The 10,859-nt window shown below is 57.9% G+C and carries 9 protein-coding genes and 1 pseudogene; 7 read left to right on the forward strand and 3 right to left on the reverse strand.

All coding sequences use genetic code 11. From position 1 onward, the window contains the following. Together Q363_RS42345 and Q363_RS43240 are read left to right on the forward strand one after the other, a co-directional pair. A pseudogene (locus tag Q363_RS42345) lies at nucleotides 1-311 on the forward strand (polysaccharide deacetylase family protein); the annotation flags it as partial. 64 nt (nucleotides 312-375) lie between these two features. Then, the gene (locus Q363_RS43240) at nucleotides 376-552 is read left to right on the forward strand and encodes a hypothetical protein (RefSeq protein WP_211256389.1); all 177 of its coding nucleotides are present in this window, start codon (nucleotides 376-378) and stop codon (nucleotides 550-552) included. A 586-nt stretch (nucleotides 553-1,138) separates the two neighbouring features. Here Q363_RS43240 and Q363_RS44855 read toward each other — a convergent pair. Next, nucleotides 1,139-1,486, reverse strand: coding sequence for a hypothetical protein (locus tag Q363_RS44855; protein ID WP_245632520.1), 348 nt, complete (start codon nucleotides 1,484-1,486; stop codon nucleotides 1,139-1,141). 104 nt (nucleotides 1,487-1,590) lie between these two features. On the opposite strand from Q363_RS44855, the gene Q363_RS27705 reads away from it, so the two are divergent. Further along, a complete protein-coding gene (locus Q363_RS27705) occupies nucleotides 1,591-2,505 on the forward strand; it encodes a LysR substrate-binding domain-containing protein (protein WP_035357144.1) in 915 nt (304 codons plus the stop codon). A gap of 255 nt (nucleotides 2,506-2,760) precedes the next feature. On the opposite strand, the gene Q363_RS39305 is transcribed toward Q363_RS27705, so the two are convergent. Together Q363_RS39305 and Q363_RS27715 are read right to left on the reverse strand one after the other, a co-directional pair. After that, nucleotides 2,761-3,018: an ArsR family transcriptional regulator gene (locus tag Q363_RS39305; protein WP_084080845.1), complete on the reverse strand. Its 258-nt coding sequence runs from the start codon at nucleotides 3,016-3,018 to the stop codon at nucleotides 2,761-2,763. Nucleotides 3,019-3,360: 342 nt separating this feature from the next. Next, nucleotides 3,361-4,266, reverse strand: coding sequence for an MFS transporter (locus tag Q363_RS27715; protein WP_245632521.1), 906 nt, complete (start codon nucleotides 4,264-4,266; stop codon nucleotides 3,361-3,363). Nucleotides 4,267-4,587: 321 nt separating this feature from the next. Here Q363_RS27715 and Q363_RS27720 point away from each other — a divergent pair, with 321 nt between their 5' ends. The 4 genes from Q363_RS27720 (at nucleotide 4,588) to Q363_RS27735 (ending at nucleotide 10,530) form a co-directional block, all read left to right on the forward strand. Then, the gene (locus Q363_RS27720) at nucleotides 4,588-5,559 is read left to right on the forward strand and encodes a hypothetical protein (protein WP_157467704.1); all 972 of its coding nucleotides are present in this window, start codon (nucleotides 4,588-4,590) and stop codon (nucleotides 5,557-5,559) included. Nucleotides 5,560-6,104: 545 nt separating this feature from the next. After that, nucleotides 6,105-7,253, forward strand: a complete 1,149-nt coding sequence (gene queG, locus Q363_RS27725) for a tRNA epoxyqueuosine(34) reductase QueG (protein ID WP_342667466.1) — start codon at nucleotides 6,105-6,107, stop codon at nucleotides 7,251-7,253. Nucleotides 7,254-7,307: 54 nt separating this feature from the next. Beyond that, nucleotides 7,308-8,378 carry a YihY/virulence factor BrkB family protein gene (locus tag Q363_RS27730; RefSeq protein ID WP_245632522.1) on the forward strand — a complete coding sequence of 357 codons (1,071 nt, stop codon included), beginning with the start codon at nucleotides 7,308-7,310 and terminating at the stop codon, nucleotides 8,376-8,378. After that, the gene (locus Q363_RS27735) at nucleotides 8,365-10,530 is read left to right on the forward strand and encodes a PP2C family protein-serine/threonine phosphatase (protein ID WP_035357148.1); all 2,166 of its coding nucleotides are present in this window, start codon (nucleotides 8,365-8,367) and stop codon (nucleotides 10,528-10,530) included. Before Q363_RS27730 ends, Q363_RS27735 begins: the two co-directional genes overlap by 14 nt. The last annotated feature ends 329 nt before the right edge of the window (nucleotides 10,531-10,859 follow it).

The raw sequence follows: 10,859 nt of genomic DNA on the forward strand, positions 1-10,859 counted from the left end.
TTTCATTCCCCTTCGATGGATGGAACCCAGCAGCATACGAGCAGGCCCTCAAAGATGAATTCGACCAGCTCTATGAGGAAGGGGCGACACGACGCAGAATGATGGTGATCAGTTTGCATGATCGAATTTCGGGTCACGCTGGCCGCGTCCGTGTGCTCGATCGCTTCCTAACCTACGCCAAGTCAAAGCCCGGCGTGTGGTTTGCGCGTAAGGACGAGATTGCTGACTGGGCTCTCAAGACCCCTAAGCAAACACCAGTGCTAGACCGTGGCCCTGTCAGCGTCAGTGGCTTGTCGGGACCGGCTGCGTAATCGTCCTGGTTTCTGCGGCCTTGTAATTCACAACCATACTTCAGTTCCCAGAAAGGACCCAGCAATGAAGTTGACCACGAAGAGCTTTGAGAGTAACGGAACGATTCCGGAAACCTTCGCATTTGCGAAAAAAGACCCGACCAATCACTTCGCCCTGAGCGAGAACAAAAATCCGCATTTGTCATGGAGCGATGTCCCAGAAGGGGCGAAATCTTTCGTCTTGGTTTGCCACGACCCCTGACGTGCCCAGCAAGCCGGACGACGTCAATCAAGAGGGCCGTGAAGTTCCGGCAGATTTGCCGAGAGTGCCTTTCTACCATTGGCTACTCTGGAAAATCTCGCCAGCCGTCCGGGAGATCGTTGAAGGGAGCCACAGCAACGGTGTCGTGCCACGGGGCAAGAATGAAAATTCGCCCACCGGTTACGTACCAGCAGAAGCGGCGGAAACTCCGTAAGGACAACCTTCGTCCGGTGGATCCTCGCGTGACATCCCGCACAGAGAGCGATCATCAGATGCAGTACAGACTTGCCCGGTTCCCGATGATGCACGCCGGGATCGGGATCACCGCACACCCTACAGGCGTATCCATCGCGCTCTAACACCTGCTCTCGCAGACCCCCGAAACACTCGGCATCCTGCCGTTTCAACGTGTAGCAGGTCGCGCAGAGGCCCAGGGCGAGGATCTTCTCATTCCCGCAGGGACAGTAAATTGCGGTCTGGACCCCTTTCTTCAAAGCCCTATTCCTTCGTCTTCAGCTTGGAGTCGTTTTCGCGAACGAACGCCTCGATCTCAGGCGCACTCGCCAGGATGCGGAGCCACTGTTCTTTATAGAGCGTGACCGGAAAAACGGGCCATGCCGTACAGAGAGAGACCGCCTTTCTCGCTCACCTTCAAAGTGAGGCCGCCCTTGTCTTTGCTCTTGAGCTGGGCATTCTCAGCCCGCAGGCGCTCCAACTCCGCTTGCATCTCCGATTCACTCATCGTTCCCTCCTCCGATTCCTGCATACAATTCATTTTCCAAACTTGCCAGCCCGGCGCTTTTTTACCGGAAATACTGATATAGCGTATCCCGGCTGATGCCGAACTCACGAGCAAGCGCGACCTTCGAGTTACCCAGTCCATGTTTGCTGCATAGCAAATGTGGTCAGCGGCACAAAGGACCGACTGTTTCAACTTTCCTAGCGTACTATTTTCGACGTTTGGTGTGGTGACCCTTATGCTGTAATCACAGTGATCGCGAAATGCGATCACCCAGTATTGGGCGAAATGGAGCTGCAATGGAATTGAGACATCTCAGGTACTTCACAGCAGTCGTTAAATGGAAAGGCTATAGAGAAGCTTCGCGCAGGCTTTTCGTAGCGCAGCCGGCTATCAGTCAGGCCGTTTCAGACTTGGAACACGAACTGGGTGTCAAACTTTTCTCCCGTGCACAACGGACTGCCAGGCTCACCGAGGAAGGAGCGCTGTTCTATGTGGAGGCTGTGCGAACGCTGGAGCAGGCTGAAATCGCGATGAACACCGCGCGCAGAGCTGCAAAGGGGGAGATCGGACGCTTGTCTATCGGCTTTCTCGGACCCGCCACTTACTCATTTCTTCCGGAACTTGTCCGCCGTTTCAAAGCGCTATATCCGGGTGTCAAATTGACGTTGCAGGATACAATCCCGCTTCAGTTGGAACAAGCTTTCGATCAAGGAACTGTGGATGTGGCGTTCACGCGCGCTCTTACACCGGAACGGAGCAAAACGTACTCTTCGCACCTGATTTACAAAGACCCTCTCATGGCGGTGCTCCCGAAGTCCAGACTGGTAAAGGGAGAACGAGTTCGGATCGCGGACCTCGCCAATGATCGCTTCGTTCTCTTTTACAGGGACGGCTCGCCCGCTTTATTTGACGCAATCACCGGACTTTGCAATGAAGCTGGGTTCTCCCCCAAGATCGAGAATGAACCCAATGTAATGCAGACCGTTGTCTCTTTGGTTGAGGCGGATGAGGGCGCAGGAATTGTTCCCGCATCCATGAGATACCTCCGGGCGGACGGATGCCGGTTTTATCGCATTCGCCCCGATGACGTGCGGATCGATCTCGTGATGGTATGGAAGACAGCGGAGCCGTCGGTCGTTCTGAAATCATTTATTGATCTAGTGCAAAAACATACGCCTAACATCCGAAAGAAAGCAGAACTGGTCAGCTAAGCAGTTCTCATGAGCTCAAGTGACGGTCAGAGGCGGCCCTGATTGTGAAAGAGAGGCTATTGAAGCAGTCGGAAAGCACTTGATGTGAAATGCGTTCAAGTTCCTCCTTTACAGCCACCGCATAGAGCCGTCTGTGCAAGCGCATAGATTTTGCCGTCGCATTTCCCCTTTATTGCCCGTGCGCTTAGATCGATGGAGGCTCGTCATACCTACAAAGGCTAAAGTCGCCGTGCACTAAGAGGTCCGCTGCCGTTTCTACGATCGTCGTGGTTCGTCCGAAGGGCTGACATCCAAAACTATTGAATATAGATATGTAAGTTCATTCAGGTATGCACGGAACGTGTATGGTTGAAAGATCAGCGTGGCATCACGTCCATGCCTCGCAATCTTGATCAATCCTGCTGTCTCAAGCTCTTTGAGGTGGTGAGACAGTGTCGCGGGCGAGATATCGTGAAGATGTAAAAGTCGCTGACAAGCAATCGAGGCACCGAGCGTAGCAATTTGCTCGAGCATCTTCACACGCCTTGGTGCCACAAGCGCCCGAGAAATCCTGTGGACTTGGTTTTTGGCCAGCTTGGTGGGGCAATTGTTTCTCGATCTCTTTGAGTTCACGCGTAACCTAGCGTCCTTAACGCAAAGTCGCCCGTTCTTTGCAGCGCCACCCTGCTGGCCCCAGTTACCGCTTGAATAGCCATGCCACTGATAACCGACGAGAGATATCGAGCGAAGTCCGCCGGATCCTCGGTCTTCCGGCAGACTTCCTGATCGCTCCCGACGGCACAATTAGTGATCACCATCAAGTGGAAGTTCACAAGGAAGCTGGCACGCCTGAAACTGAACTACTCATTCAAGCGGTCACAGTACTAGGAGCGGCAGGATGCGATAGCCGTATCCTGCCGCTAAAGAAATGCCGCCGAGACTCGCGCCAAGCGCATTTCCGAGGTTGAATGCTCCTTGGTTCAGAGTGGATGCCAGATTGGGAGCGCGACGGGCCTTTTCCACGATCAGCGCCTGAAGCGGAGCCGAGGCGCTGAAGTGAAACATCCCCCAGACCAGAACGCATGCCGCCATGGCAATCGTGTGGGGCATCATGAGCGGCATCAGCAGGAGGATGAACGTCACGAGAATGTATCCCCCGACGACCGTCGTCATCTGCCGCCAATCGCTGAGCCGTCCCCCGACTAGATTCCCGATCGTGATGCCGGCTCCGAAGAGAACAAGGACCCAGGCAATGGCTTGTGCAGGCAGGTGCGTCACAACGGAGAGGATCGGGGCGATGTAGGTGAATACGATGAAAAGGGAAACCGAGCTCAAGGTAGATAGCCCGAGCACAAGAAACACCTTGGGATTCATTACAGTGCGAAGCTCGTGCCTGATATGAACCGGCTCGGAGTCCTGCCGCGGCACCCAGAAAAAAAGACCGATCATCGCCACCAAGCCAATGGGGATAAGTGCGAGAAAGGTCAAACGCCACCCAAAAATGTGACCGATTGCCGTACCCGCGGGGACGCCAAGGACGTTCGCAAGCGTCAGGCCGCTAAACATAGTGGTGATTGCCTGTGCCCCCTTCTCCCGGGGAACTATGCTCGCGGCGACGATGCTCGCGGTCCCGAAGAAAGCTCCATGGCAAAGCGCCGTCAGAATACGAGCGCAGAGCATAAGCGTAAAGTTGGGAGCTAGAGCGCAGGCAATATTTCCGATGAGGAAGATGCTCATCAGAACGACGAGCGAACGCTTACGTTCCTGCCTTGAAAGCGCCAAAGCGACCTTTTGGATCTCCGCTTTCGGAAGTGCCGATACCGAAAGCCGCGACTGTGAGTGCAAGAATAGACCTTCGCATGAACCTGGAGTTCCACCTGCTCAGAACATAGAGTCGTAGATTGATTTTCTCATTCTTGAGAAATCGGATCACTGGAAGCCTGGCAATCATTACCCCTATGCCAAGAGGCCGGTGTACTCGCTGAATGGATTCTCGATCTCACCGTCAATTCGATTTAGCTATGGCCCGGATGCTGAGACATTCGAGCGCACCACCATCGCCGATCTGAAGCCGCGATATCTGGCGGACACACGCTCGCCTTCATGCATGAGGCGCAGGTAGTATTCATGCTGCAAAATTTGGGGGTTGCAAGGCGAATTTCGTGGGACGCACGACGCGGTGCGAAGGAGCAAAAGCAAATGACTGCAATTGAACCATTCCTGAACAGATTGATAGATTACGCGGGGCTCTTTCCTCCCGCAGGCCTCGATATGCTACCGTCGACCCGGAACTATGCCAGTTACCGCTCTGGTAAATATGCATGGGCTCTGGGACGCTTGATCGTCCCAGTTGCAAGGCTGACGGAATTCAGCGCGGCATTGACGGAGGTTGGCAGCGACGAGCAGTTGACACCATGGCTCCTGGGCACACTCAGCACGGGCGATGCGCAGCAAGATGCTCGTCTGATCTCTGGGCTCGATAAGAGGGTTGCAGTTGTTGATGTCCTCGAGTGCAAGGCTGCAAGCCTGGCTGAGGTGCATAAGCTGCTTTCAGCCGCGCCCCCAAAGGCAACTCTCTACGTCGAATTTCCACTGGAGAATTGCAGGCAGATGCTTCCTGTGCTGAAGGAAGGGAACGCGCGCGCAAAGATTCGCACCGGCGGAGTTACTGCCGATGCTATTCCCAGCGTCGAGCAGGTCGCGGAATTTCTCGCGGCCTGCGCCGAAGCAAAGGTTCCCTTCAAGGCTACGGCTGGACTGCATCATCCTTTGCGTTCCGTTCAAAAGCTCACGTATGAACCGGGAAGCGCATCCGCTCTGATGCACGGTTTCATCAATGTCTTCGTCGCGGCAATCATGGCCTATTACGGAGCAACAAAAGAGGAGATTTTAGCAATCTTGCATGAACACGATCCTGCCGCCTTTCACTGGAGCAGGCACGCTGTTGCATGGCGTGATCAGCAACTATCCGCGGAGCAAATCAGAGAAGCGCGAGAGAACTTCGCTATCGGCCTCGGCTCCTGCTCGTTCACTGAACCTATCGCCGACCTTTTGGATCTCGGATGGCTCTCATGAGACAAAAATAAGCTGGGTTGAATCAGCTAACAACCGCGTTACAGAACTCTCCCCTTCAGAACCTGCCGTTCAGCCTTGAAGCTGGGATCATCTTTCGGGATTTCTTCAGAAGTTCAACGAAATCAAGATCGATGAGGTGTGGTTTGCGCCTTTTCAACATCAGCTTGCAACTTGGTACTTGGGGATCGCCTATAACCTGTCATGGCAGAGTTTTCGGGCGCGACGCGAAGCGTCAATCAAATCGTTTGAAATTTCGTAAGGGCCAGTTGAAGTAGCTAGAAACGAGCGGAAACTGGTGTCCGATTTGGTGTCCCTTTGATTTCCGATTTCGTGCGATTGAGTGCAAACGAGTGCAACCTGTAATTGCGCGGAACGTACTCAAAAAAAATAACTTAGATTCTCTATGCGATCTGGTGCGACCTCATGCAAAAGAGCTGAAATCACATTTCGAGTCAGGTGCCTTCAACCGGGCCCTGCCACCTCTCCGTGCGTCCAGTTTACCCTGAATGTGGGGCGGAATAGAGTCATTGGCATAGGGTGCGAAGTTGCCGGCCGAGTGGAGCACGAAGCTGAAGACGTGGATGCGGGAATTGGCGCTCGAGGCAGGTTTCGACGCGGCCGGAGTCGCCGCCGTGCCCGAGCGGGGGAGCGGTCCGGCTGAGTTGGAGGCGGAGCGATTTGCCGCTTGGGTTGAGGTCGGCCGTGCCGCGGAGATGGAGTACCTGAAGCGCCGCGATGAGAGCGGCGCCTTGTTGCGGAGCGGGATTCATGTGGCGATGCCCTGGGCGCGCTCGGTGGTGGTCTGCGCGCTGAACTATAACGCGGTGGCGCCGCTGTCGATTGCGGAGGCTCCGGCAGGTACGGGGTGGATCGCGCGCTATGCGTGGAGCGGACGCGTGCGCGAGGATGGCGATCGATGGGGAATAATGGCTCCGACTGATTACCACGAAGAGCTGCTGGTGCGCCTGCGGCGGCTGGAGAATGCGCTCAAGGAGCGGGTTGAGTGTGAGACGCGATGCTATGTCGATACGGGGCCTCTCGTTGAGCGCTCGGTGGCCGCAGCGGCGGGGGTGGGGTGGATCGGCAAGAACACCTGCGTAATCAACCAGGGGCTCGGCTCGTGGCTTCTGCTGGGAGTGATTGTGACGTCGCTGCCGGTTGCGGGGGATGCGGTGGCGGAGGTCGCTGCCGACCGCTGCGGAGGCTGTACGCGCTGCATCGACGCCTGTCCTACGGGGGCGTTAGTGGCTCCACGCGAGATGGATGCCTCGCGCTGCATCGCTTACCTGACCATTGAGAAGAAGGGGGAGATCGCCGAAGATCTGCGCGTGCCGATGGGGCGCCAGGTGTTTGGCTGCGACATCTGCCAGGATGTCTGCCCGTGGAACCGCCGCGCGCCGGTTGCCGTAAAGGAGGGTATGGAGCCGCGGCCGGAGCTGGTGAATCCAGCGCTTGATTGGCTGGCCGGCCTGGATACAGCGGGCTTTCGCAGATACTTCGCGGGCTCGCCGCTCGAACGTACGCGGCGTAAGCGGCTGCATCGCAACGTCGCGATCGCCATGGGGAACAGCGGCGACGACGGCTTTCTGCCTCAGCTGAAGGCGTGGAGTGCTGGTGAGGATGAGGTTCTGGCCGAGAGTGCGCGCTGGGCGATCGGACAGATTCGCCGCCTCAAGGACGCCGGAACTCTTTGATCGCTGCCCTGGCTGTCGCTGATCTTTCGTGAACTGGAGGCCCGCTGCGGCCGCTTGCGCACTCTGCTAGCATCGAAGCTGGATAACGGAGGGATGCTGGCGTTCCTACAGAAGTTGTCGGCCCTCGGTCCTTCCTATATCTCTATGTTCTCAATCGTTCCGCCCAATCCAAGCGCAGACGCAAACACCGCGAACACCTCCGGTACCGGCGCTGCGGTTCGTGCGGAGATTCCGATTGAAGAGGTTTCTCCCGTCGTTCCGCAGGCGGGGGTGTGGCCGCAGGTTGTTGCGCTGCTGGGGTATATGGCGAGGACCGAGGTTCACACCTACGCGTTCAGCGTTGCGGCAAACGCCATTCTGTCGCTGTTTCCATTCATCGTCCTGCTGCTGACCGTCTGCCGAAGGGTCTTTCACTCGCGCGCGATGGAACTGGTGGTGGGGGACCTGATGCGCAGCTTTCTACCGGTGGGCCAGGACTTCGTGATGCGCAATATGGAGCTGCTGGCTCATCCGCGCAAGGGAGTTCAGGTGCTCTCGCTGGTGATGCTGCTGGTCAGTTCGACCGGCGTCTTCCTACCGCTTGAGGTGGCTTTGAATAACGTCTGGGGAGTGAAGAAGAACCGCAGTTATCTGCACAACCAGGCCGTCTCGCTGGGGCTGGCGTTTGCTGTCGGCCTGCTGGCGTTGGCTTCGGTGGCGTCGACCTCGAGTTCGAAGGCGGTCCTGGCCTGGGCCTTCTTTGGGCATACCGAGAACGCTGCCTATAACTTTGTTGCGTCGTGGTTTCTGAAGCTCTGCGCAGTTGGGGCGAGCATCCTGCTGTTTTTTCTGATCTATTGGATTCTGCCCAGTCGCAGGATTCCGCCGCGCGCCGTGATTCCGACGGCGCTGATCGTGGGGCTGCTATGGGAGCTGGCGAAGCATCTCTACGTGCGAGCGCTGCCGTGGCTCGACTTCCAGTCGGTCTACGGGCCGTTCTATATCTCGGTTGGGTTGATGATGTGGGCATTTCTCTCCGGCCTCCTATTGCTGGCCGGAGCGCACGTGTCGGCTACGCGGTACACGCTGCGGCTGGCACGGCAGGCGGAGCTGGAGGAGGCGGGGAAGAACGATGCAGATCGCTAGCGAGTCGCGACGGCTGGAGTGGCTGAAGAAGATCCCTACTGGGCTTCCCGGCGCCGTCTTCTGGCTGGCGGTGTGGTTCTGCCTTTTGTTGGCACTGCGCCTGATTCCTGGTGGAATCGGCATATTCTTCAGCATCGTGCAGGTGCTTGTCGGGATTGCTCTGGCTGCGACTGCCATTCCACTGCTGGTCCGGATCGTACGCCGCCGGATGCTGTGGAGCCTGCGCAACAAGCTAGTGCTGACCTATCTGCTGATCGGGCTGGCTCCGGTGGTGCTGTTCGTTACCCTGGTGCTGATCTCGGCTTATGTTGCTGCGGGACAGTTCGCGATCCATCTTGCCGACTCGCGCCTTCAGGAGGAACTGGCGCAGATGAGCAGCGACAACGGCCATCGCGTGAACCTCGTGGAAGGATCGTTGGAAGGGGAGCAGGTTCCGCCGATGGCGCCCGGCCCGGAGCAGGGCGGGGGACTGAGCATTCCGCGCACGCAGCTTCACCGTGAGAGCTCGGCTTACGTGAACGGCGCTCCGGTCTCTCTCGGCGCGGTACAAGGCAAGACTCCGCTGGGACTTCCTCCGTGGGCGGCCGAGCTGAAGGGTGGGCGGTTCTCTGGCCTGGTTCTCGACGGCGGCGAACTTTACCTGACGGTCGTCGATCAGCGGAGGATGAAGGATGGCCGGCTGTTGAGTCTGGTGACCAGCCTGCTGGTCGACAGCAAGGTGATGGACATGATCGCCAGCGGGCTGGGCCGCGCACAGCTGTTTGCCGAGAGGCTGGGAGGCAACGAGCCGGACACGACTTCCCGTCCGTCCGGGCCGGCGACTGCAAAATCGCGCGCGCGTGACCGCTCGCGGCGCGAGAGTTCGGTGGCCGGCGGAGTGCAGCCGCCCAAGGCGAACCTGGCTGATGTACAGGTGACCTTTCTGTCGACGCTGGGCGTGACGGACTGGGACACGGGCGAGCACGACAACATTCCGATCAAGGTCGACTCGCGGCCATCGCTGCTGTACAAGCAGCTGTTTGGGGCCTCTCTCGGCGGCATCGTGACCAGCGCTTACCGGATCGGGCTGATCGCGCTGTGCGTGCTCTTCGCATTGATCGAGCTGTTGGCGCTGATCATGGCGATCCGCTTGAGCCGGACGATGACGGCCTCAGTGGCGGACCTGTATGAGGCCACGCAGAAGATCGACCGAGGCGAGCTTGGCCACAGGATCGGAGTGACGCGCGAGGACCAGCTGGCGGAGTTGAGCCGGTCGTTCAACAAGATGACGGGCTCGCTGCAGCGTCTGCTAGTAGAGCAACAGGAGAAGGAGCGGCTGCAGAACGAGCTTTCGATCGCGCAGGAGGTACAGGCGAACCTGTTTCCGCGGCAGATTACGAGCCTTCCGACGCTGGAGCTGCACGGAGTGTGCCGGCCGGCACGCTCGGTGAGCGGCGATTACTACGATTTCCTGGTGTTTCACGAGTCGGCGCACAATGGACACGCGAGCCGCAAGGAGACGGGCGTCGGCATCGCAATTGGCGACATCAGCGGGAAGGGAATCTCTGCTGCACTCCTGATGGCGACTCTGCATTCGGCGGTTCGCGCTTATCGTTTCGCCAGCGAGGAGCTGGTGTTCAGTGAGTCGGCGGTGGCGGGGCTGCTGGCCAACCGCGACGAGCTTGGAGGTGACTGCGATGAGCTGTTCCAGTCGCCGGGACGGATTCTCTCACTGCTGAATCGGCACCTCTACCGCAGCACGCAGCCGGAGAAGTACGCGACGTTGTTCCTGGCGCACTATGATGCGAGGTCGGCGATGCTGACGTACTCGAATGCGGGCCAGCTTCCTCCGCTGGTGCTGGGGCGCGACGGGGTGGTGCGGCGGCTGGACCGCGGCGGAACCGTGGTCGGGCTGATGGACGGGATGCGGTACGAAGAGGACCGCTTCCAGATGCGCTCCGGTGACATTGTGGTGGCTTACTCGGACGGCGTGACGGAGCCGGAGAACGACTTCGGCGAGTTCGGCGAGGAGCGGCTGATGGAGGTGGTGAACCGCTATCGCGATCACCCGCTGCACGTGATCTCAAACCAGGTGATGCACGCGCTGGACGCGTGGATCGGGGCCGAGGAGCAGCCGGACGATATCACGCTGGTGCTGGCCCGGCAGGTTTGACCCCCCTCCCCCCCCTGTTTACGTAAGGCATTTATTTTCATAGAATTGATTGTTTCCTACAGCGTAAAATATTGAATACATGTGGGTTATAGGCAAGAATATTGATTCTAGAGCAGTTCCAAGGTAGTTATACCCAGGGAGTAGTGTCATAGGGCAGAGTGGTAATGGCGAGTTTTCTGCGACACGAGACGATGGGGCGAGCATTTTCCGACGATTTGCGCTGCCGGATTCTAGAGGCGTATGCGCGGGGTGGGGTGTCGCTGCGACTGCTGGCCGAGCGCTACGCGGTGAGCTTCGAGTATGTGCGGAAGATTCGCAAACAGCAACTA

This window comes from Edaphobacter aggregans DSM 19364 (assembly GCF_000745965.1).
Taxonomy (GTDB): Bacteria; Acidobacteriota; Terriglobia; order Terriglobales; family Acidobacteriaceae; genus Edaphobacter; species Edaphobacter aggregans.